Consider the following 20,547-nt stretch of genomic DNA (forward strand, 5'->3'; position numbering starts at 1 on the left):
ACACCCTCGCCCGAGCGAGCAGCCCGTCCGGGGCCTGCGGGAAGGTTTCCGTTGCCTCGAAAGCCCCGTGAACGTACGAAGCGGACCGGCTGGCGCAGGCTGATACCCACGTGGCGGACCACCCTGATCGGGCTGGCCGCCTCGATGCTGCTGGGGATCGGCCTGTTCGCGCTGGGGATCGCCCTGGTCAAGGTGCCCGACGCGCACGCCGCGGCCACCGCGCAGTCCAACACCTGGCTGTACTCGGACGGCTCGCTGCTGGCCCGCACCGGGCAGACCAACCGGCAGAACGTCGGGCTGGACAAGGTCTCCCAGGACGCGCAGCACGCCGCGCTGGCCGCCGAGGACCGCAACTTCTACTCCGAGGGCGCGATCAACATCAAGGGCATGGCCCGCGCCGCCTTCAACACCGCCTCCGGGGGCTCCACCCAGGGCGGTTCGACGATCACCCAGCAGTACGTGAAGAACGCCTACCTGAACCAGAAGCAGACCGTCAGCCGCAAGGTGAAGGAAGTCTTCATCGCGATCAAGGTGGACGCGACCCAGAGCAAGGACGAGATCCTCTCCTCCTACCTGAACACCTCGTACTACGGGCGCGGCGCGTACGGCATCCAGGCCGCCGCGCAGGCCTACTTCGGGGTGGACGCCTCCCAGCTGAACGCCGCCCAGGGCGCCTACCTGGCGACGCTGCTGAACGCGCCCAGCGCGTACGACGTGTCCTCGGCCACCGAGGCCGGCAAGCAGAAGGCCGTGGCCCGCTGGAACTACGTGCTGGACGGCATGGTCTCGAAGAAGTGGCTGGGCGCCGAGGAGCGCAAGCAGCTGGCGTTCCCGGAGGTGCTGGCGCCGAAGTCCGCGCCGGGCCTGTCCGGCCAGGCCGGCTACCTGGTGGCCGCCGCGACCTCGTACCTGACCGAGAACAACATCGTCAGCGACGCCCAGCTCGCGCAGGGCGGCTACACCATCACGCTCACCGTGGACTCCAAGAAGCAGCAGCAGCTGCAGGACGCGGTGCAGGCCCAGCTGACCGACAACCTGAAGCCCGACAGCCGCAAGGTCGACGCGGCCGCGCAGGCCGGCGCGGTGTCCGTCGACCCGAAGACCGGGCAGGTGGTGGCGCTGTACGGCGGCGCCGACGCCACCAAGCACTGGATCGACAACGCCACCCGCACCGACTACCAGGCCGGCTCCACCTTCAAGGCGATCGCGCTGGCCGCCGCCCTGGACTCCGGGGCCCGCACCCAGTACGGGGACCGGATCAGCGCCGACACCGTCTACGACGGCACCAACCGGCGCCCGGTGCGCGGCGCCAAGGGCGTGCCCTACGCGCCGCCGAACGAGGGCGAGCGCTCGTACGGGCAGATCACCCTCCAGCAGGCCACCGACTGGTCGGTGAACTCGGTGTTCGCGCAGCTCGCGCAGGACACCGGGCTGGAGAAGGTCCGCTCCACGGCGGTCGCGATGGGCCTGCCCGCCGAGACCCCGGGCCTGAAGGCCGTCCCGTCGATCCCGCTCGGCGCGGCCACCCCGTCCGTGCTGGAGCTCGCCGGGGTGTACGCCACCCTGGACAACGACGGCCAGCAGATCACCCCGTGGCTGGTGAAGTCGCTGGAGTCCGGCGGCGAGCAGGTGGCGCTGCCCGAGCACAAGGCGAACCAGGCGATCTCCAAGGACGCCGCCCGCAGCACCACCGCGATCCTCCGCGGCGTCATCGACGACCAGGGCGGCACCGGCTACCGGGCCGCCGCGCTGAACCGCCCGGCGGCGGGCAAGACCGGCACCACCGACGACTCCAAGTCGGTGTGGTTCGCCGGGTACACCCCCGACCTGGTCACCGTGGTCGGCCTGTTCGGGCAGGACCCGGCCACCGGCAAGCAGGTCACCCTGGACGGCGTCGGGGGCGCGGGCAGCGCGGCCGGCGGCCGGTTCCCGGCGGCGATCTGGACGGCGTACATGAAGTCCGCGCTGGCCGGGCAGCCGGTCGCCTCGTTCCCCGGGGTGAGCCGGACCCCGTCCACCACCGTGCCGTCCACGCCGTCCGGCTCCGCCTCGCCGAGCCAGAGCCCGTCCGCGACCGACGACACGACCACCGCGCCCTCGCCGACCGCGGGCACCGGCAACAACGGCAACGGGAACGGCAACGGCCGGGCCAGCTCGCGGCCCACCGACGGCGCCACCGACGGCGGCGCGACCCGGCCCAGCCGGACCCCGTCGGCCAAGCCGAGCGGCGGGGCCACCAGCACGCCGGAGCCGACCAGTACGCCGGGTCTCGGCGGGGCGGGCGGACTGCTCGTACCTCAGGACCAACCAACGGAATAGCGCCTTACGGCGGAGGGGTCCGAGCTGGCACAATGCGGCGATGCACAGCAGCTCGGACCCCTCCGCCATGTCGCTGGACCCGCGACCGGCCGCCGATCTCCCCCTGACGGAGCATCACCGCTCCCCCGCCCCCGGAGGGCGGGCCGCCAAGGTGGGCCTGGTCCTCGCGCTGGTCTCCGCGGTCGCGTTCGGCGGGTCCGGGACGGCCGCCAAGCCGCTGATCGAGGCCGGGCTCTCCCCCACCCACACCGTCTGGCTGCGGGTCGCCGGCGCGGCGCTGGTGCTGCTGCCGATCGCCTGGAAGCACCGCGACGCGGTGCGGCGCCGGCCCGGCCTGCTGCTCGGCTTCGGCCTCCTCGCCGTCGCCGGCGTGCAGGCCTGCTACTTCGCGGCGATCTCCCGCATCCCGGTGGGCGTGGCCCTGCTGATCGAGTACCTGGGCCCGCCGCTGCTGATCGCCTACGTCCGGCTCGTGCAGCGCCGGCCCGTCTCCCGCCGCGCGACGGCCGGCGCGGGCGTCGCGGTGGCCGGCCTCGCCTGCGTCGTCGAGGTGTGGCACGGCCTCTCCTTCGACGCGCTCGGCGTCACCTTCGCGCTCGGCGCGGCCTGCTGCCAGGTCGGCTACTTCGTCCTCGCCGACGCCGGCCGGCAGGGCGACCGCCCGGTCGACCCGCTGGCGGTCTCCGCGTACGGGCTGCTGATCGGCGCGGTGCTGCTCACCGTGTTCACCCACCCGTGGACCGCGGACTGGTCGCTGCTGACCCGCTCCGTCACCATGAACGGCCACCAGCTGCCCGCGCTGCTGCCCGCCCTGTGGATGGTCCTGGTCGCCACCGTCCTCGCCTACCTGACCGGCGTGGTCTCGGTGCAGCACCTCTCCCCGCCGGTGGCCGGCGTGGTCGCCAACCTGGAGGCCGTGGTCGCCACCGTCCTCGCCTGGGTCCTCCTCGGCGAGCACCTGGGCCCCGCCCAGCTCGCCGGCGGCGCCCTCGTCCTGGCCGGCGCGTTCGCCGCCCAGTCGGCGGCCTCGGCCAAGAGCTAGGTAGCTCCTCCGCCCGCCGGTACGGGAACGACGGCCTGCACCCCCCGGTGCAGGCCGTCGTCGCCGCTTCCTGCGGCGGGCTTCAGAAGCCGGCCCAGAGGCCGCTGCCGTTGAGCATCACGCTGCCGCCGCCGACGTGGCCCGCACCGTCGCCGGTGTAGAGCTTGAGGTCGTTGTTGGCGTCGATGCCTGCGACGTCCCGCTTGCCGTCGCCGTTGAAGTCACCGCCCATGACGGAACGGAAGTTGGCCCAGGCGCCGCTGGTGCCGAGCATCGCGTTGGACACGCTGAGGTGGCCCTGTCCGTCGCCGGTGTACAGGTTCAGGTTGTCGTAGGCGTCGATGCCCGCGATGTCGGCCTTGCCGTCGCCGTTGAAGTCGCCTGCGGTGACGGCCTTGAAGTTCGCCCACGCGCCGTTGCTGCCCAGCATGTCGCTGCCACCGCCGACATGGCCCGCACCGTCGCCCAGGTAGAGCCGCATGTTGTTGTTGGCGTCGATGCCCGCGATGTCGGCCTTGCCGTCACCGTTGAAGTCGCCCGCGGTGATGGCCTTGAAGTTGGCCCACGCGCCGTTGCTGCCGAGCATCGCGTTGGACACGCTGAGGTGGCCCTGACCGTCGCCGGTGTACAGGTTCAGGTTGTCGTAGGCGTCGATGCCCGCGATGTCGGCCTTGCCGTCGCCGTTGAAGTCACCCGCGGTGACGGCCTTGAAGTTCGCCCACGCGCCGTTGCTGCCCAGCATGTCGCTGCCACCGCCGACATGGCCCGCACCGTCACCCGGGTACAGCCGCATGTTGTTGTTGGCGTCGATGCCCGCGATGTCGGCCTTGCCGTCACCGTTGAAGTCCGCGGACGTCGTCCGCGCCGGACGGATCGGAGTGGTCACCGGGGTGGGCGCGCCGCCCACCACCCAGCCGTCGCTGAACGCCTGGTCGAGCGGGCCGTAGAAGGTCTGCGCCAGCCGCGAGTAGCCCGCGTCGTTCGGGTGCAGCCCGTCGGGCAGTTGCTGCGCGGTGAGCGCCGGCGCGTCGACGAACCTGAGGTGCCGGCCCGCCGCCTGCTGCTGTGCGGCCCACTGCCGGAGCTGGTCGTTGTACGCGGTGACCAGCGAGGGCATGGCGGCCTTGGCGGGGTACCCCGCGGTGGTCGGGATCAGCCCCTGGATGACGACCGTCACGTCCGGCCGGTCCGTGAAGATCCGGTTCACCAGATCCTTGGCGCGGTCGGCCGCGGTGGCCGTGTTGTCGTCGTTGTTGAGGTCGTTGACGCCGATGTGCAGGAGCACCACGTCCGGGTGCGCGGCGGCCAGCCAGCCGTCGATCCCGTTGCGGATCCCCTGGATCTCGTAGCCGCTGTGGCCCTCGTTGTCGGGGTCGGCGATCGAGCCGTTGCGGGCGGAGCCCACGAAGTTCACGGTGTACCTGGACTGCTGGGCGGCCAGCTGGAGCAGCGGCCCGCGGTAACCGTTCGACGCGGTGCTCTGGTAGCCGGCGGTTATCGAGTCGCCGAGCGGCATGACCTTCAGCTCCGGGGGGACCGGGGTCGCGGCCGAAGCCGGGGTCGCGGCCAGCGGGATGCCGAGCAGGCCGAACAGGGTTGCGGCGGCAAGCGGTGCCAGTCGTTTCACGGTCGCCATCCGGGGTCGGTGAGCAGGGGTGGGCTGGTGAGGGGCCATCAGAAACCGGCCCAGAGGCCGCTGCCGGCGAGCATCACGCTGCCGCCGCCGAGGTGGCCCGCGTTGTCGCCGGTGTAGAGCTTGAGGTCGTTGTTGGCGTCGATGCCCGCGATGTCCTGCTTGCCGTCGCCGTTGTAGTCACCGCCCATGACGGAGCGGAAGTTCAGCCACGCGCCGTTGGTGCCGAGCATCGCGTTGCCGATGCTGAGGTGGCCCTGACCGTCACCGGTGTACAGGGTCAGGTTGTTGTTGGCGTCGATGCCCGCGATGTCCCGCTTGCCGTCGCCGTTGAAGTCGCCCGCCGTGATGCCCTTGAAGTTCGCCCACGCGCCGTTCGTACCGAGCATCGCGTTCGACACCGACAGATGACCCTGACCGTCACCGGCGTACAGGTTCAGGTTGTTGTAGGCGTCGATACCGGCGATGTCGGTCTTGCCGTCGCCGTTGAAGTCGCCCGCCGTGATGCCCTTGAAGTTCGCCCACGCACCGTTCGTACCGAGCATCGCGTTGGACACGCTGAGGTGGCCCTGACCGTCGCCCGTGTACAGGTTCAGGTTGTCGTACGCGTCGATGCCCGCAACGTCGGCCTTGCCGTCACCGTTGAAGTCACCCGCGGCAATGGCCTTGAAGTTCGCCCACATGCCGTTGCTGCCCAGCATGTCGCTGCCACCGCCGACATGGCCCGCACCGTCACCCGGGTACAGCCGCATGTTGTTGTTCGCGTCGATGCCCACCACATCGACCCTGCCGTCACCGTTGAAGTCCGCGGACGTCGTCCGCGCCGGACGCGGAGCGGTCGGGGGGTAGGGGTCGATTCCGTCGTTGGTCAGTCCGGCCTCGGCCGCGCAGCCCCACTGGCCGGGGCCCGCGGCACGCAGGACCTTCTCGGCTATCAGGATCTGCTGCTGCTTGGTGGCGAGGTCGGCCCGGGCGGCGTACTGCCCGCCGCCGTAGGCGAGCCAGGTGCTGGCGCTGAACTGCAGGCCGCCGTAGTAGGTGTTTCCCGTGTTGAGGTTCCAGACCCCGCTGCTCTCGCACTGGGCGACCCTGTCCCAGGTGGCCACGGAGGCAGCGTCGGCCGACGTCGCGCCGACTCCCAGCACGGCCACGGTCGTCAGCGCGGACAGCGAGGCCAGCAGAACGGTCTTGCGGGCGGCAGGGGCGATGGGCAGGTTCACGGTTTCCTCCGAGGGCGCCCGGTCCGGTGGCCGGGCAGCGTGGAATGGCGAGGGTTGCGGGGGCGGCAGGAGAGGGCTGCCAGGGACCGACGGACTTCAAGTCCCTGGCAGGCCCGGACTCCTAGAAGCCGGCCCAGAGGCCGCTGCCGGCGAGCATCACGCTGCCGCCGCCGAGGTGGCCCGCGTTGTCGCCCGTGTAGAGCTTCAGGTCGTTGTTGGCGTCGATGCCCGCGATGTCCCGCTTGCCGTCGCCGTTGAAGTCACCGCCCATGACGGACCGGAAGTTCAGCCACGCGCCGTTGGTGCCGAGCATCGCGTTGCCGATGCCGAGGTGGCCCTGACCGTCACCGGTGTACAGGGTCAGGTTGTTGTTGGCGTCGATGCCGGCGATGTCGGTCTTGCCGTCGCCGTTGAAGTCGCCCGCCGTGATGCCCTTGAAGTTCGCCCACGCGCCGTTGGTGCCGAGCATCGCGTTGGAGATGCTGAGGTGGCCCTGACCGTCACCGGTGTAGAGGTTCAGGTTGTTGTACGCGTCGATACCGGCGATGTCCTGCTTGCCGTCGCCGTTGAAGTCACCAGCCGCAATGGCCTTGAAGTTCGCCCACGCGCCGTTCGTGCCCAGCATCGCGTTCGACACCGAGAGGTGACCCTGACCGTCGCCGGTGTACAGGTTCAGGTTGTCGTACGCGTCGATGCCCGCGACGTCGGCCTTGCCGTCGCCGTTGAAGTCACCCGCGGCGATCGAACGGAAGTTGGCCCACATGCCGTTGCTGCCCAGCATGTCGCTGCCGCCGCCGACGTGGCCCGCACCGTCACCGGGGTACAGCCGCATGTTGTTGTTCGCGTCGATGCCCACCACATCGGCCTTGCCGTCACCGTTGAAGTCCGCGGACGTCGTCCGCGCCGGACGCGGAGCGGTCGGGTCGTCGACGATGTTCTTGTAGCGGTAGGCCTTGTAGTCGCCGTTGGGGTGGGAGTCGAAGTAGGCGGCGTTGATCGAGGTGCCGGTGACGTGCTTCACCGGGGTGGAGCCGAAGGAGTAGTAGGAGAAGGTGGTGTGGGCGGCGTCGTCCCACTTCTCGAACAGGATGACGTGGTCGAAGTAGCTGTCGAGGATGTCGCCGGCCTTGAGGTCGCTGCGGGAGATCTCGGTGGTGTAGGTGCTGCTGGCCAGGCCCTGGGTGTTGGGGCCGTCGGCGAGGTGCCAGGCCATGTCCACGTAACCCCCGCAGTCCGTCCGGTAGTTGCGGCCGGAGGAGTCGGGGTAGGAGCCGCCCTGGTCGTAGGTGATGGACTTGCCCAGCCAGTACTGGGCGCGCTGGATGACCTCGCTGCGGGTGATCTGACCGCCGACCGAGGACGCCGCCTGGGCGGTGGTGGCGGTGGCGACCGTGACGGCCGTGGTGGCGACGGCGCCGGAGAGCGTGATGGCGGCGGCCAGGGCGACGCGGACGAGCTTGGAGTTGCGGGAAGAAGGCATGGCGAAGTCCCCTCGTGGCGGGTTCTGGGCGAGTCGGTGGCTTGCCGGCCGCGCGAAGGCGGATCGGCGCGTGCGGATGGACGGCTGTCCTGCAGGAACAGCGGTCGGTGCGCAGGGTGCGAGTGGTGGCCGGCGCCCCGGGTGCCGGGCAGCCGGTTCCGGTCGGGCTGCGGGCCGGCCGGCGGGTGGGCGTCGCGCGGCGGTGGCGCGGTGTCAACTGCCTTTCGGCGGACGGCCGGTGGGTCTCCTGATCAGCAGGAGGCCGGCGTCGGGGCGTGGTAGCGCCGGGCCAGCAGCGGTGAGTTCCGGTGGCCGCGGGCGATCAGGGCGTGCGCGGTGGCGACGGAGGTCGAGGGACCGTCGGCGGGGTGGCGCGTGAGGAGGTAGAGCAGCAGGTCCAGCCGGTCGCTCTCACTGCGGGCGGTGATGTGCTGGAGCGCGTCGGCGGGCCGGGCGTGGGCCCACAGGACCTCGACGACCTCGCCCGCCTCCTCGGGCGAGGCGCGCCCGGGCTCCCTGCGGGTCAGGCTGGCGTACACGACGTCCACAGCGGCTCAGCCCCAGCCGAGGCTGCCGTCGGCCACGGTCACGGTGCCGGTGGAGGAGGCGGAGTCGATGGCGGCGGGGGCGGCGATCAGGGCGGCGAGGGCGAGAGCGGCGACCGCGGTGATCTTGGCGAGACGGGTACGCATTTCGGTGGTTCTCCTCAACGGTGGTTCCTGTAAGGGAAGTTCCGGTTCAGCGCCCCGCGGTTGGCACTCTCTCCGGTTCGCCGCCCGGCCTGTCTCCCTGGCGGCGATCAATAGCTTCGCCTGTCCCGGGGCAGCCCGGAAGGGGCTTCGGCTGTCGCCGATCGGCCTGTCCGAGACCGGACACCATGCCATGGACGCGTCAAGTCAGTGGGAGGAACCACCCACCTCCGACCCGGAAGGAATTGCCTGGTCAAACCGGCGGAAGCCGTGATCGATGGAGCGAACTCGTTCTTGTGTGCGGCTCCCGCGAATTGAAATGATCAGTGCACGATTCGCGCACCGCCGCCCACAGCGGCAACACAGGATTCTCAGGGGGGAACCATGCTGGAGGCACTCGGCCTGTCGGCCCGGGCCTGTCAGGTCTACCAGGCCATGCTCGACCTCCCCGGCGAGAGCATCGACGGACTCGCCGCCCACTGCGGGCTGCTGCCCGGCCAGGTCCACGACAGTCTGGACGAGCTCGGCGAGCTGATGCTGGTGCGCGCCTCCGCCGAGCATCCCGGCCGGATGCGCGCCGTCGACCCGTCGATCGGACTGGCCGACATGGTCGCCCGGCAGGAGGCCGAACTCGCCGCCCGCCAGGCCGCCCTCGCCACCTCCCGCGCCGCGGTCGCCCGGATGGTCGCCGACCGGGCCGAGCACCGCTCCGCGCACGGCGAACGGCTGCTCGGCATCGACGCCATCCAGCACCGCCTGGAGCAGATGGGCCGCTCCACCCACCGCGAAGTCCTCAGCAGCCAGGCCGGCGTCCAGCGTCCCGAGGACCTCGACGCCTCCCGTCCCGCCGACGCCGAGGCGCTCGCCCGCGGCGTCACCATCCGCACCCTCTACCAGGACTCCAGCCGGCACCACCCGCACACCGCGCACTACGCGCACTGGCTGCTCGGCCAGGGGGGCGAGGTCCGCACCGCCCCCACCGTTCCGCAGCGCGTCGTCATCGTCGACCGGAGCCAGGCGCTCGTCCCGATCGACCCGGAGGACACCCGCAAGGGCGCCCTGTACGTCACCGAACCCGGCATCCTGAGCGCCCTGATCGACCTCTACGAGCAGGCCTGGAACACCGCCGTCCCGCTCGGCGCGACCACTCCCGACGACCCCGCCACCGGGCTCACCCCGACCGAGAGCGAGCTGCTCCGCCTGCTCGGCACCGGCCTCACCGACGACACCGCCGGGCAGCGCCTCGGCATCTCCGCCCGCACCGTCGGCCGCCACATGGCCTCGATCATGGAGCGCCTGGGCGCCAGCAGCCGCTTCGAGGCAGGCCTCAAGGCCGCTCAGCAGGGCTGGCTCTGAGCGGCCGTCGGCCGGCTCCGCGAACTCCCCGGAGCGTCAGGACGGGAGGGTCTGGCGGTGCGGGGCGAGGTCGGGGCCGGTGGTGGTGGCGAGGAACTCGGTGATCCGGTACGCGGTGGCCCCGGCCCGGCTGAACGGGTCGGTGGCGGCCAGGGCCTCGACGGCCTCGCGGCTCTCGGCGACGGCGAGGATGACGCCGCCGTCGCGCGGCACCTTGCGGCCGGAGGCGAGGAAGGTGCCGTTCGCGTAGTGCTCTTCGAGCCAGGCGACGTGGGCGGGCAGGAGGGCGTCGATGCGCTCCAGCGGGGCGGTGTAGGTCAACTCCAGAATGAACACCCGATCATCGTATGGCGTAGCTCCCGCCGGGCCGGATCGGCCCCGACTCGTAGGCCGCGATGACCAGTTGGGCCCTTGGCGGCGGGGTGCGCGGTCCGGCAGCGGCGCGGGGTGACGGGCTGACGGGCTGACGGCCTGACGGCTGGTCAGCGGCCGGTCCAGCCGAACCAGGTGAAGTGGTTGAGGGGCCAGACCACGGCGGTGGTCGGGCCGACCAGGTCGTCGACGGGGACGGCGCCGCCGCCCGGCTCGTCGCGGTGGTAGCGGGAGTCGGCGGAGTCGCTGCGGTGGTCGCCCTCGACCCAGACGTGCTCGGCGGGGACGGTGACCGGGCCGAAGTCGAGGCCGGCGCAGGAGTCGTCGCCGGGGTGCAGGTAGGGCTCGGTGACGGGCTGGCCGTCGACGGTGAGGGTGGTGCCGCGGCAGGCGACGGTCTGGCCACCGGTGGCGATGACCCGCTTGACCAGGTAGTCGTCGCCGGGCGGGAGCAGGCCGATCGCGCTCAGGCCGGAGTGCACGGCGCCGGTGAAGGCGTTGCCGTCCTTCGGGGCGGGCGGCAGCCAGCCGCCCGGGTCCTTGAACACCACGGGCTCGCCCGGCTCGGGCTTCCAACCGGTCAGCGGGGCGAGCTTGTTGACCGCGACCCGGTCGCCGACCTGCAGGGTGTTCTCCATCGAACCGGACGGGATGGAGAACATCTGGAACAGGCAGGACTTGATCACCACCGCGACCACCAGGCCGACCGCGATCATCACGGGCAGCTCCACGTACCAGGGCCGGCGCCTGCGCCAGCCCTGCTCCTGCGTGGTCTCCTCGGTCACCGCTACGGACACCGAAACCGCCTCCTCCGAAGGACAGCACGCTAACCCGCGCACCGGGCGGCGCGAAATCCGGTCCTTACGCGGACCGGACACCCGCGGCGCGGCGCTCGGCCCCGGCGGGGTACTCGGCCTTCGGTGCGGCGGTCGGGCCCCGGCGCGGCAGTCGGGCCCCGGCGCGGCGGTCAGGCCTCGGCGCGGCCGCTGTCGCCGGCGATGGCCTCGTGGTGCCTGATCACCTCGGCGATGATGAAGTTGAGGAACTTCTCGGCGAACACCGGGTCCAGGTTGGCGCTGACGGCCAGTTCGCGCAGCCGGGCGATCTGCCGGCGCTCGCGCTCCGGGTCGGCCGGCGGCAGCCGGTGCTCGGCCTTCAGCCGGCCGACCTGCTGGGTGGCCTTGAAGCGCTCGGCGAGCATGTGGACGACGGCGGCGTCGATGTTGTCGATCGACTCGCGCAGGCGGGTCAGCTCGGCCAGCACGGCGTGGTCGATGCCCGCCGGGGCGGGGGTGGGCTGGTCCGTCATGTGGGGTGGCTCCGATGCGGGTTCGGGTGGGTTCCCGGGCGCGGCGGGGCGCGGCGGACGGCCGTCCCAGGCGCGGGCGAACGGCCAATCTAACAGGGCAAACCCGCCGTTCTCGCCGTGTTTTCCCCCGCGTTCCGGGATGTGGGACGGCCGCCGGACAGCGTGGGTCCGACGGCGCGGCGTTCGCCCACCGGGGCTCGCCGCGGGCCGTAGGCTGGGCTGGCCGCGGCCGCAAGTGCGGTCGCGGGTGGAGCAGTTCGACCGGCAGTTCCCCCTACAGGAGGTACCTGATCGTGGCAACGACCCGCACCGCGCACACCGAGTGGGAGGGCAACCTGCTCGACGGCAAGGGCCTGGTGACCTTCGACTCCTCGGGCATCGGCGAGTACCCGGTGTCCTGGCCGTCCCGGGCCGAGGCCGCCAACGGCAAGACCAGCCCGGAGGAGCTGATCGCGGCCGCGCACTCGGCGTGCTTCTCGATGGCGCTGTCGCACGGCCTGACCGGCGCGGGCACCCCGCCCACCAAGCTGGAGACCAAGGCGGACGTGACCTTCCAGCCGGGCACCGGCATCACCGGCATCCACCTGACCGTGGTCGGCACCGTGCCGGGCCTGGACGAGGCGGGCTTCGTGAAGGCCGCCGAGGACGCCAAGGCGAACTGCCCGGTCAGCCAGGCGCTGACCGGCACCACCATCACGCTCTCCGCGAGCCTGGCCTGACCCGCCCTCAACTCGCGCGCCGCTACGGCGCGTGAGCACGGGCGTACGCCCCCGGCGTGCACCGGATCGGTGCAGGTCGGGGGCTTCGCACGGAATGTCGAGCGACATCTGCGGACATTCCGCCCCAATCACCCTGGCGGCGGTCGCGCACAGTTACACCGGCGGCCTATGATCGCCGGACGTGGCCCCAGGCCGCCGACCGTTCCCCGGCCCCCGGCCGGGGTCCGCCGGACGGAGCGGGGCCGCGGGCCGGTCTCCGCCCGCGCGGGCACCGGCCGTGATCAGTGGCAGCAGCGGACGGGAGCGTGCCGTGCCGGGCCGGAACGTCGGGGCCGACGCACACCATCGGGGTGGGCGGCCCGAAACGCCGCGCCCGCAGACCGGAGCGGCCGAACACCCGCCCCACGCACCGGAGATCTGCACCGCCTGCGGCAGCCCGCTGAGCGCCGACGCCGCCCACCTCGCCGACGCGCTGCGGGCCAGCGAGTCGCGGTTCCGCGCCGCGTTCTCCGACGCCGGCATCGGCATGGCGCTGATCGACACCGACGACTTGGTGATCGAGGGCAACCCGGCGTTCGCGGCCATGCTCGGCCGGGAGACCGCCGAACTGCCCGGCATGCACATCCACCGGATCATCGACCCCGAGGACCCGTCCCGCCGCCGCTACCGCGAGCTGGTGCGCGGCGAGCGCGACCGGATGCGCACCGAGAAGCGGCTCAAGCACCGCGAGGGGCGCGAGGTCTGGGGCCGGGTCACCGTCTCGCTGATCCGCGACGGCGCCGGCCGCCCCTACTACACGCTGGTCATGGTCGAGGACATCACCGAGCAGCGGCAGCTCGGCGACCGGCTCGCCTACCAGGCGCTGCACGACCCGCTGACCAGGCTGCCGAACCGGACGCTGTTCTACGAGCGGCTGGAGGCCGCGTTCAAGCCGGCCGGGCAGGCCGGGTCGGTCGAGCCCACCGAGCGCCGGATCGGGCTCTGTTACGTCGACCTGGACGGCTTCGCGGCCATCAACGAGACCCTCGGCCACCACATCGGCGACCAGCTGCTGGTCGCCGTCGCCGCCCGGCTGGAGCACGGATTCGCCGACGGCGAGGGCCAGTTGGTGGCCCGGATGGGCGGCGACGAGTTCGCCGTGCTGGTCGTCGACAGCGTCGGCCACCAGCAGCTCACCCACCTCGCGGCCGGCCTGATGGACGCCCTGGAGCGGCCGTTCGAGGTGGCCGGGCACCGGCTGACGGTGACCGCCTCGATCGGCGTGGTCGAACGCCCGGTGCGCGGCTCCACCCCCACCGACCTGATCCGCGACGCCGACTCCACCCTGTACTGGTCGAAGGCCGACGGCCGCGCCCGCTGGACGCTGTACGACCGCGACCGCGGCGCCGACCAGCTCACCCGCCACCTGCTGGCCACCGCGCTGCGGCCGGCCGTCGAGCGCGGCGAGTTCACCGTCGAGTACCAGCCGCTGGTGGGCCTGGCGGACGGCGCGGTGCACGGCGCGGAGTCGCTGGTGCGCTGGCGCCACCCCCGGTACGGGCTGCTGTCGCCGGACCGGTTCATCCCGCTCGCCGAGGAGTCCGGCGCGATCGTGCCGCTCGGCAAGTGGGTGCTGGAGGAGTCCTGCCGTCAGGCCCGCCGCTGGCTGGCCGAGTTCCCGGACGCGGAGACCTTCGTCTCGGTGAACCTGGCGGCCCGTCAGATCTGGGACTCCGACGTGGTCGCCGACGTCGCCGAGGTGCTGGAGCGCACCGGGCTGCCCGCCCGGCTGCTGCAACTGGAGATCACCGAGAGCGCGATCCTCGGCCCCAGCGGCCGCCCGCTGCAGGCCCTGCAGGCGCTCGCCGACATGGGCGTGCGGATCGCCATCGACGACTTCGGCACCGGCTACTCCAACCTCGCCTACCTGTCCCGGCTCCCGGTGCACGCGCTGAAGCTCGACGGCACCTTCATCGAGGCGTTCCGGGAGAGCGCCCCGGCGACGGCGGCCGGCGGCGCGCCGCCGACGAGCAGATCGTCGGCGCCGTCGTGCAGCTGGCGCACGCGCTCGGCCTGACCGTCACCGCCGAGGGCATCGAGAACGCCGCCCAGGCCGAACGCCTCCGCCAGACCGGCTGCGACACCGCGCAGGGCTGGTACTTCGCCCGCCCCGGCCCGCCGGACCGGATCGCGGAGATACTGCGGGAGCGCTCCTAAGCCTTGTCGGTGGGCCGGGGCTTGCCGGTGAGCCCGTAGGCCTCGGCGATCAGGCGGTAGGACGTCAGCCGGTTGTGGTGACCGTGGATGTGCGAGGTCACCATCAGCTCGTCGGCGCCGGTGCGGCGGCGCAGCGCCTCCAGGCCCTCGGCGACCTCGGCCGGGGTGCCGAGCACCACGTTGGCGAGCCAGGAGTCCATGAAGTCCTCCTCGGCCGGGGTGTAGCGGTGCGCGGCGGCCTCCTCCGGGGTGGGGATCGGCCCGGGCCGGCCCTGGCGCAGCCGCAGCATGCCGAGGCCCGCCGAGCGGGCCAGCCAGCGCGCGCGTTCGGTGCTCTCGGCGGCGACCGCGCTGACGCCGATCAGCGCGTACGGCTCGGTGAGCACCTCGGACGGGCGGAAGGCGTCCCGGTACAGGTCGAGCGCGGGCACCGTGTTGGCGGCGCTGAAGTGGTGCGCGAAGGCGAACGGCAGGCCGAGCCGGGCGGAGAGCTGCGCGGAGAAGCCGGAGGAGCCGAGCAGCCAGATCGGCGGGCGGGCGGCGGAGCGCGGCACCGCCTCCAGCCGGGCGTAGGGGTGGCCGTCGGGGAAGTCGCCGTCCAGGAAGTGGGTGAGCTCGGCGAGTTGGCGCGGGAAGTCGTCGGCGCCGTCGGCGAGTCCGCGGCGCAGGGCGCGGGCGGTGGCCTGGTCGGTGCCGGGGCGCGGCCGAGGCCGAGGTCGATCCGGCCGGGGTGCAGGGCCTCCAGCAGGCCGAACTGCTCGGCGACGGACAGCGGCGCGTGGTTGGGGAGCATCACGCCGCCGGAGCCGAGCCGGAGGGTGCTGGTGTGCGCGCCGAGGTGGGCGAGCAGCACGGCGGGGACGGAGGAGGCCACGCCTGGCATGCCGTGGTGCTCGGCGACCCAGAACCGGTGGTAGCCCAGGCGCTCGGCGCTGCGGGCGAGTTCGGTGGTGGCGGCGAGCGCCTCGGCGGCGGTGTGGCCGGCGCCGACGGTGGCGAGGTCGAGGACCGAGAGCGGGGCGGGGGCGGTGCCGGTCGCCCGGCCGCGGATCGGGTCCTCGCCGGACGGGTGGTCGGTCGGCTCCGGTGCGGTGCTCATGCGGTGCGTCCTCCTGGTGCCCCGGCCGGGCGCCCGGGCGTTCGTCGGAGCACAACCCGCCGGCCCGCCGGGCTGTTCCCGGGCGTCCGTCGGACCCGAGGGTCGGGTGGCGACTTCACGCCAGCGTGAGAAGTCGCCACGCGCAGTGGTCGAACCGGGTCCGCGGATGGGGCAGGCTGGAGATCGTCGCGGACGCCGCACCGGCTCCGCGCACCGACGGACCGGCGGGCTCGACCAGCGCCGCCGGTCTCCCCCGAGCCCCCGCAGCGGCACCCCGCCGGGGGCTCTCAGCCATGTCCGGGGGGTGTGTGCGGTATGCCACACGGGGGTGCTTCAGGTGATGAAACGTGTTCGCGCTAGCGTTGACCCTCGTTGCAGCTGCCTCTCCCCCGGGCGGGCTGGAGGGAGAGAACCATGGACGCCAACGCGGTCGTCGCACCGGCGTGGTACTGCGCGCTCGCACTGGTCGCGGTGCTCGGCGACGCCTTTCTGCCGTTCCTGCCGAGCGGGACGCTGGTGATCCTGGCCGTGCTGAAGACCGGCCAGGTCGGCGGCTCGCCGCTGCTGCTGGGCGCGGGCGTGGCCCTGGCCTCCTTCCTCGGCGACCTGCTGCTGCTCCACCTGGCCCGGCGCGGCGCGCCCGCGGTGAACCGGCGGCTGGAGCGCCGGCCGCGGCTGGCGGCGAGCGTGGCCCGGGTCCAGCGGGCGCTGACCGGCCGCACCACCAGCCGGACGGCGGCGGCGATCGTGATCGTGGCGCGCTTCGTCCCGGCGGGGCGGACGGTGCTGGACCTGGCGGTGGGTCACTCCCCGAACCGGCCCTGGACGTTCCTGCGCTGGTCGGCGGTGGCCGCGGTGGTGTGGGCGGCGTACATCGTCAGCCTGGGCTGGCTGAACCTGCACTGGTTCGACACCGAGTGGCTGAGCCTGGCGATCTCCTGCCTGGCCGCGACGGTGATCAGCAGCGCGGTGGTCCAACTGGTGCGCCGTCGCCGCCGGCTGGCCGTGCTGGTCGAGGGCGACTAGACCCGAACTTCCGGAGCGGGCCTGCCCGGCAGGGCTGCGGCCTCGGGTTTCGTGTCTCAGGACTGCTACAGGGCGGCCCGGACGGGAGCCGGGCGAACTCGTCCCGCGTGATGACCGGTTGACGGGTGGGCGGCGTTGGACCGACCACCCTGGACATGCCATCCTTGGGTGGCTAAACCGTCAAATTGTCCGAGTTTGCCAGAAGTTGACTTTCGGATCCGCGTGTCGCGGTCCGGACCTTCGGCGGCCGGGCCCACTGCGGCAGGGGAGACCATGAGCACCATCTCGCGCAGGACAGTGCTGTCCGCCACGGCGGCCACCGCGGCCCTGGGGGCCGTCGCCGCATGTTCCGGCGGGGGCGGTGCGAGCGGCCGCCCGGGTCAGGACGCGGGCACGGGCAGCGGCGGCGGCAAGCCCGCGCCGGGCCAGTCCCCGTCCAAGGGCACGCCGCTGGGCGACGGTTCGAACGCCGACACCGGTCCGCAGCCGAACCAGCCGAAGCCGGAGAAGCTCAAGCCCGGCGAGGCCCCGCCGCAGTTCGTGGTGTTCTCCTGGGACGGCGCGGGCGCCACCGACGACGGCCAGTTCAGCCGCTTCCTGAAGCTCGCCGCGGAGCACAAGGCGGCGATGACCTTCTTCCTGTCCGGCATCTACACGCTGCCGAAGGAGAAGGCGTCGCTGTACCACCCGCCGAAGCACTCGCAGGGCGCGTCCGACATCCCGTTCCTTTCCGAGGGCGCCGTCCGCAACACGCTGAAGCTGATCAGCCAGGCCTGGCTGGCGGGCCACGAGATCGGCACCCACTTCAACGGGCACTTCTGCTCGACCCGTTCGGACGGGAACGGCGTGAACAAGTGGACGCCGGAGGACTGGGAGAGCGAGATCGAGCAGGCGGTCTCCTTCGTCACCCAGTGGAAGACCCACACCGGCATCACCGACGTCGACCCGCTGCCCTTCGACTACAAGAAGGAGCTGATCGGCGGCCGCACCCCGTGCCTGGAGGGCCAGAAGGCGCTGCTGCCGACGGCCGCCAAGCTCGGCTGGAAGTACGACGCCAGCTCGCCCGGCGGTCAGCAGATCTGGCCGCAGAAGGTCCAGGACGGCAAGATCTGGGACTTCCCGCTGCAGGGCATCCCGTTCCCCGGGCACAACTTCCAGGTGCTGTCGATGGACTACAACATCCTGGCCAACCAGTCCGCCGGCTCCACCAAGGGCGACCCGGCCAAGTACGGCCAGTGGCGCGACCAGGCCCGCGACTCGTACCTGGCGGGCTTCAACCGCGCCTACACCACCAACCGGGCGCCGTTCTTCGTCGGCAACCACTTCGAGCAGTGGAACGGCGGCATCTACATGGACGCCGTCGAGGAGACCCTCAAGCAGATCGCCGGCAAGCCGGACGTGCGCCTGGTCTCGTTCAAGCAGCTGGTCGAGTGGCTGGAGGTGCAGGACCAGTCGACGCTGCGCAAGCTCCGCACCCTGAACGTCGGCCAGGCCCCGGCGGGCGGCTGGCAGACCTTCCTCGGCACCCCCTGACACTCCGTCGGCCACGGCCGGGTCGCGCCCCGCGGGGCGCGACCCGGCCGTTCGCGTTTCGCGTTCGCCGCCCGATCGCCGCACGGTGACCGCACCCGCCCGGCACCTCCTCCGGCCTTCTGACGCCACCTCAGACCCGCTGCCACCGACGGCCGATCGCGCCGCGGGCGGCCGTGCGGCGTCCGAGTGGTCTTCGACCCGAACCGCGCGTCGATGCGGTCTGATGATCGGCCCGGAAGTCACCTTTGGCTCGGCCTGGAACCACCGGGCCGAGACGAGAGGAGACGACCGTGTACGGACACATCACGGGCGGCATGCCGCCCGCCGCGGCCGGCGGCGGAGTGCTGGCCTCCACCGGCTCGCCCGGGCTCGGCCTGGCCGCGGCCGCGGCCACCGGGATGCTGCTGCTCGGCGTGCTGCTGGTGCGGCGCGGCCGGCTGGGCACCACCGCCCCCGCCGCCGAGCAGCCGCCCGAGCGGCCCGGACCGGACCGCCGCCCCTGACCGCCCCCCGGGCCCGGGTGGGGCGACCACCGGGTCCGGCTCTTCCGCGTGGAGCCGCCCATGCCTGCCACTGCGCTCTCCGGGCTGCCGGCCCGGCCGGCCACCCGTTCCCGCCCCGGCCGTCTCGGCATGGTGTGCGGCCCGCTCTCCCTCGCCCTGGCCGGCCTGCTGGTCGGCGGCGAACACCTCTACCGCAACCTGGAGTTGACCGCCGTCGCCCAGCTGGCGACCCACCTGCTGGGCCTGCGCACCCTGCTGCTGCCCAGCCCGCACGCGCCGGTGCTGTACGCCGGCGGGCCGGAGGGCATGGAGCGCGGCATCGCGCTGACCACCGGGTGCAGCAGCGCCCTGCTGATCGCCCCGTTCGCGCTGGTCCTGGGCCTGCTGCTGCTGTTCGGCCACCGCCGCCCGGGCCGACTGCTGCTGGCGCTGGGCCTGGCGGTCGCCCTGATCGCCGGCACCAACCTGGGCCGGCTCACCCTGATCGTCGCCATGCAGCACCGCTACGGCAGCGCCGGCTTCGAGTGGACGCACGTCCTGTTCGGCTCGGTGCTGATGATGGCCGCCGCGCTGGTGGCCCTGCTGCTCTGCCTCGCCGTGGTCGCCCGCGGCTCCGCCCCAGCCGAGGACGTCGCCCCGTGAGCCTGCTCGATCTCTCCGTCTGCCTGTCCTTCGTCCTCGGTGTCGGCTTCCTCGGCTACGTCGGGGTGATCGTGACCGGCTTCCTGCGGGCCCGGCCCGACGCCCCCGGCGACCCGTCCGGCTACCAGTGGCACTTCGTGGTGCCGTGCCGCGACGAGGAGGCGGTGATCGGCACCACCCTCGACCACCTGCACCGCCGGTTCCCGACCGCCCGGCTGTGGGTGGTGGACGACCACTCGGTGGACCGCACCGCCGAGGTGGTCCGCGCGCTCGGCGACGCCGGGCTGCCCGTCCACCTGGTGCAGCGCCGGCTGCCGGACGCCCGCACCGGCAAGGGCGACGCGCTGAACGCCGCCTACCACGCGCTGGAGGCCTGGCTGCCGCCCGGCACCGACCCGGACCGGGTGGTGCTCACGGTGGTGGACGCGGACGGCCGGCCGTCGCCGAACCTGCTGCAGGTGCTGTCCGGGCCGGCCTCGTTCGGCGACCCGGCGGTCGGCGCCGTCCAGGTCGAGGTCCGGATGTCGAACCGGGCGGTGGCCGCGCCGCTGCCCGGCCGCGGCCGGACCGCCAACGCCCGGGCCCGGCTGCTCGCCCGGCTGCAGGACCTGGAGTTCCGCGGGCCGATCTCGGCGATGCAGATCACCCGGCGCCGTACCGGCACGGTCAACGTCGGCGGCAACGGGCAGGCCAACCGGCTGAGCGCGCTGCGCCAGGTCGCCGCCGAGACCGGCGACCCGTGGGGCCGCGCCCTGCTGGAGGACTTCGAGCTCGGCCTGCGGATGATGCTGGCGGGCCGCCGCAACGGCTACACCACCACCGCCTGGGTCGAGCAGGAGGCGCTGTGGAGCGTGCGGCAGCTGCTCACCCAGCGGGTGCGCTGGGCGCAGGGCTCGATGCAGTGCGCCCGCTACCTGCCGCGGATCTGGCGCTCCCGGGAGTTCAGCGCCCTCGGCTTCCTGGAGGTGGGCTACTTCATGGCGCAGCCCTGGCTGCAGGTGGTCGGCCTGTTCGCGTACCTGCTGCCGATCGGCGTCTTCGGCTACCACGCCTGGGCCTACCCGGAGTTCACCGCCGACTTCCTCAGCCACGGCGGCGCGCTGCTGCTGTCCCTGTACCTGGTGCTCGGGGTGGCCGAGTTCGCGATCTGGGGGCCGCTGTACCGGCGCCGCTGCGAGCGCGACATCGGCCGGGGCTCCGCGCTCGGCTACGGGCTGGCGCTGGCGGTCTACGCGGCCGGCACCTACCTGGTGGCGGTGCGGGCGTTCTGGCGGCTGCTGCGCGGGAACCGCGGCTGGCACAAGACCGCCCGGACGGCATCCGTGGCGGTGAATTGACGCTCCGTCAGTTCGTCCGCCACCTCTCCTCGACCGAGTACTCCATTCGACCGGATTTCCTGAATTTCATAT

At 72.7% G+C, this 20,547-nt stretch carries 19 protein-coding genes and 1 pseudogene; 11 read left to right on the top strand and 9 right to left on the bottom strand.

The window, feature by feature from the left end; all coding sequences use genetic code 11:
- The first annotated feature begins 144 nt into the window (after positions 1-144).
- The gene (locus tag KCH_RS13630) at positions 145-2,319 is read left to right on the top strand and encodes a transglycosylase domain-containing protein (RefSeq protein ID WP_051653038.1); all 2,175 of its coding nucleotides are present in this window, start codon (positions 145-147) and stop codon (positions 2,317-2,319) included.
- Between the two features lie 40 nt (positions 2,320-2,359).
- Positions 2,360-3,361, top strand: a complete 1,002-nt coding sequence (locus KCH_RS13635) for an EamA family transporter (RefSeq protein ID WP_051653039.1) — start codon at positions 2,360-2,362, stop codon at positions 3,359-3,361.
- Positions 3,362-3,443: 82 nt separating this feature from the next.
- Here KCH_RS13635 and KCH_RS13640 read toward each other — a convergent pair whose 3' ends face one another.
- From KCH_RS13640 to KCH_RS41305, 5 genes are all read right to left on the bottom strand, one after another.
- On the bottom strand, positions 3,444-4,988 hold the full coding sequence (locus tag KCH_RS13640; RefSeq protein WP_167574049.1) for an FG-GAP-like repeat-containing protein: 1,545 nt from the start codon (positions 4,986-4,988) through the stop codon (positions 3,444-3,446).
- Positions 4,989-5,035: 47 nt separating this feature from the next.
- On the bottom strand, positions 5,036-6,214 hold the full coding sequence (locus KCH_RS46010; protein WP_051653041.1) for an FG-GAP-like repeat-containing protein: 1,179 nt from the start codon (positions 6,212-6,214) through the stop codon (positions 5,036-5,038).
- Positions 6,215-6,335: 121 nt separating this feature from the next.
- Positions 6,336-7,694 (bottom strand): FG-GAP repeat domain-containing protein, encoded by a 1,359-nt coding sequence (locus tag KCH_RS13650; RefSeq protein WP_051653042.1) that lies wholly within the window; start codon positions 7,692-7,694, stop codon positions 6,336-6,338.
- A gap of 251 nt (positions 7,695-7,945) precedes the next feature.
- Complete coding sequence (locus KCH_RS13655; RefSeq protein ID WP_035862991.1) at positions 7,946-8,242, bottom strand: hypothetical protein; 297 nt, start codon at positions 8,240-8,242, stop codon at positions 7,946-7,948.
- A gap of 6 nt (positions 8,243-8,248) precedes the next feature.
- Positions 8,249-8,386 (bottom strand): hypothetical protein, encoded by a 138-nt coding sequence (locus KCH_RS41305; protein ID WP_157032041.1) that lies wholly within the window; start codon positions 8,384-8,386, stop codon positions 8,249-8,251.
- A 381-nt stretch (positions 8,387-8,767) separates the two neighbouring features.
- Here KCH_RS41305 and KCH_RS13660 point away from each other — a divergent pair, with 381 nt between their 5' ends.
- The gene (locus KCH_RS13660; RefSeq protein WP_035862992.1) at positions 8,768-9,739 is read left to right on the top strand and encodes a LuxR C-terminal-related transcriptional regulator; all 972 of its coding nucleotides are present in this window, start codon (positions 8,768-8,770) and stop codon (positions 9,737-9,739) included.
- 36 nt (positions 9,740-9,775) lie between these two features.
- Here the strand turns inward: KCH_RS13660 and KCH_RS13665 are convergent, their stop codons facing one another.
- The 3 genes from KCH_RS13665 to KCH_RS13675 form a co-directional block, all read right to left on the bottom strand.
- Entirely contained in the window at positions 9,776-10,075 is a 300-nt protein-coding gene (locus KCH_RS13665) for a YciI family protein (protein WP_035862994.1), read from the bottom strand.
- A gap of 146 nt (positions 10,076-10,221) precedes the next feature.
- On the bottom strand, positions 10,222-10,908 hold the full coding sequence (gene lepB, locus KCH_RS13670) for a signal peptidase I (protein WP_157032042.1): 687 nt from the start codon (positions 10,906-10,908) through the stop codon (positions 10,222-10,224).
- Positions 10,909-11,078: 170 nt separating this feature from the next.
- The gene (locus tag KCH_RS13675) at positions 11,079-11,420 is read right to left on the bottom strand and encodes a chorismate mutase (RefSeq protein WP_035862995.1); all 342 of its coding nucleotides are present in this window, start codon (positions 11,418-11,420) and stop codon (positions 11,079-11,081) included.
- A 293-nt stretch (positions 11,421-11,713) separates the two neighbouring features.
- On the opposite strand from KCH_RS13675, the gene KCH_RS13680 reads away from it, so the two are divergent.
- The 3 genes from KCH_RS13680 (at position 11,714) to KCH_RS46015 (ending at position 14,335) form a co-directional block, all read left to right on the top strand.
- Entirely contained in the window at positions 11,714-12,139 is a 426-nt protein-coding gene (locus tag KCH_RS13680) for an OsmC family protein (protein ID WP_035862996.1), read from the top strand.
- Between the two features lie 310 nt (positions 12,140-12,449).
- Positions 12,450-14,195: a putative bifunctional diguanylate cyclase/phosphodiesterase gene (locus tag KCH_RS13685; protein WP_051653044.1), complete on the top strand. Its 1,746-nt coding sequence runs from the start codon at positions 12,450-12,452 to the stop codon at positions 14,193-14,195.
- On the top strand, positions 14,168-14,335 hold the full coding sequence (locus KCH_RS46015) for an EAL domain-containing protein (protein ID WP_279635865.1): 168 nt from the start codon (positions 14,168-14,170) through the stop codon (positions 14,333-14,335). The genes KCH_RS13685 and KCH_RS46015 overlap by 28 nt, the downstream gene beginning before the upstream one ends.
- On the opposite strand, the pseudogene KCH_RS13690 reads toward KCH_RS46015, so the two are convergent.
- A pseudogene (locus KCH_RS13690) lies at positions 14,332-15,434 on the bottom strand (LLM class flavin-dependent oxidoreductase). The gene KCH_RS46015 and the pseudogene KCH_RS13690 overlap by 4 nt on opposite strands.
- A gap of 414 nt (positions 15,435-15,848) precedes the next feature.
- Between KCH_RS13690 and KCH_RS13695 the strand changes: the two are divergent.
- The 5 genes from KCH_RS13695 to KCH_RS13715 all read left to right on the top strand — a co-directional run bounded on the left by KCH_RS13695 (position 15,849) and on the right by KCH_RS13715 (position 20,475).
- On the top strand, positions 15,849-16,460 hold the full coding sequence (locus tag KCH_RS13695) for a DedA family protein (protein WP_051653045.1): 612 nt from the start codon (positions 15,849-15,851) through the stop codon (positions 16,458-16,460).
- 273 nt (positions 16,461-16,733) lie between these two features.
- Positions 16,734-17,993, top strand: coding sequence for a polysaccharide deacetylase family protein (locus KCH_RS13700; protein ID WP_035862997.1), 1,260 nt, complete (start codon positions 16,734-16,736; stop codon positions 17,991-17,993).
- Positions 17,994-18,283: 290 nt separating this feature from the next.
- Positions 18,284-18,496 carry a hypothetical protein gene (locus tag KCH_RS13705; protein WP_035863000.1) on the top strand — a complete coding sequence of 71 codons (213 nt, stop codon included), beginning with the start codon at positions 18,284-18,286 and terminating at the stop codon, positions 18,494-18,496.
- 60 nt (positions 18,497-18,556) lie between these two features.
- Positions 18,557-19,138: an archaeosortase/exosortase family protein gene (locus KCH_RS13710; RefSeq protein WP_035863002.1), complete on the top strand. Its 582-nt coding sequence runs from the start codon at positions 18,557-18,559 to the stop codon at positions 19,136-19,138.
- On the top strand, positions 19,135-20,475 hold the full coding sequence (locus KCH_RS13715) for an XrtP-associated glycosyltransferase (protein WP_035863004.1): 1,341 nt from the start codon (positions 19,135-19,137) through the stop codon (positions 20,473-20,475). The genes KCH_RS13710 and KCH_RS13715 overlap by 4 nt, the downstream gene beginning before the upstream one ends.
- Positions 20,476-20,547 lie beyond the last annotated feature (72 nt).

It is taken from the genome of Kitasatospora cheerisanensis KCTC 2395, assembly GCF_000696185.1.
GTDB classification, from domain to species: Bacteria; Actinomycetota; Actinomycetes; order Streptomycetales; family Streptomycetaceae; genus Kitasatospora; species Kitasatospora cheerisanensis.

Coding starts and splice junctions, on each gene's coding strand:
- KCH_RS13630 (WP_051653038.1), top strand. CDS start 145: ATGCTGCTGGGGATCGGCCTGTTCGCGCTGGGGATCGCCCTGGTCAAG.
- KCH_RS13635 (WP_051653039.1), top strand. CDS start 2,360: ATGCACAGCAGCTCGGACCCCTCCGCCATGTCGCTGGACCCGCGACCG.
- KCH_RS13650 (WP_051653042.1), bottom strand. CDS start 7,694: ATGCCTTCTTCCCGCAACTCCAAGCTCGTCCGCGTCGCCCTGGCCGCC.
- KCH_RS41305 (WP_157032041.1), bottom strand. CDS start 8,386: ATGCGTACCCGTCTCGCCAAGATCACCGCGGTCGCCGCTCTCGCCCTC.
- KCH_RS13660 (WP_035862992.1), top strand. CDS start 8,768: ATGCTGGAGGCACTCGGCCTGTCGGCCCGGGCCTGTCAGGTCTACCAG.
- KCH_RS13675 (WP_035862995.1), bottom strand. CDS start 11,420: ATGACGGACCAGCCCACCCCCGCCCCGGCGGGCATCGACCACGCCGTG.
- KCH_RS13695 (WP_051653045.1), top strand. CDS start 15,849: ATGGACGCCAACGCGGTCGTCGCACCGGCGTGGTACTGCGCGCTCGCA.
- KCH_RS13700 (WP_035862997.1), top strand. CDS start 16,734: ATGAGCACCATCTCGCGCAGGACAGTGCTGTCCGCCACGGCGGCCACC.
- KCH_RS13710 (WP_035863002.1), top strand. CDS start 18,557: ATGCCTGCCACTGCGCTCTCCGGGCTGCCGGCCCGGCCGGCCACCCGT.